The following is a 594-nucleotide window of genomic DNA, read 5'->3' as shown; positions in this document are numbered from 1 at the left end:
CGAGGAGAAGGCGGAGATGCAGCCCCTGCCGTCCAAGCCCTACGACGCGATCCGCTGGGAGGTCAGGAAGGCCGACAAGGACGGGCGCGTGCAGGTCGACGGCAACCATTACCTCGCCGGACCCTCGTGGCGCGGCTGGACGTTGGACGTCGCCCTTCGCGCGTTCGACGTGACGATCCGCACCCAGGACGGGCGCACCTGCGCCAGGCTGCCGCGCGTGTACGGGGATTCGCCTGCCACTATCCGCGACCCCGCCACGCTCCTGCCCGCACTGGGCCGCAAGACCAACGCATGGCCCGATTCCACCATCCGCGATGATTTTCCCGACAAACTGCGTCTGGCGATCGACCGGATGGACGCCAAGGCGCGCAGGAACGCGTTCCGGCTCATCTCCAGAACGAGCGACGCGTGCGGGTTCGAGCCGGCCGTCGAGGCTGGTGAGCATCTGGTCGAACAGGGGCACCCGCTCGACGAGGCGAGCCTGACCACCATGGCACGGCGCATCGCCTCCGGCGAGAAGCCATACGAGCAGACCGCACCCGACCTGACCGGATACGACGTGTTCATGCAGCCTCGTGGGACGCGGGAAAGGAA

1 pseudogene is annotated in these 594 nt (G+C 68.0%); it reads left to right on the top strand.

Going from position 1 to position 594, the window contains the following annotated elements:
* Positions 1-16: 16 nt before the first annotated feature.
* Positions 17-594: pseudogene (locus tag EIK80_RS25035) on the top strand (IS21 family transposase); the annotation flags it as partial.

It is taken from the genome of Caulobacter sp. 602-1, assembly GCF_003931565.1.
GTDB lineage: Bacteria > Pseudomonadota > Alphaproteobacteria > Caulobacterales > Caulobacteraceae > Caulobacter.
The sequence above is the reverse complement of the archived record's forward strand: the minus strand, read 5'-3'. Positions and strand labels throughout refer to the sequence as shown.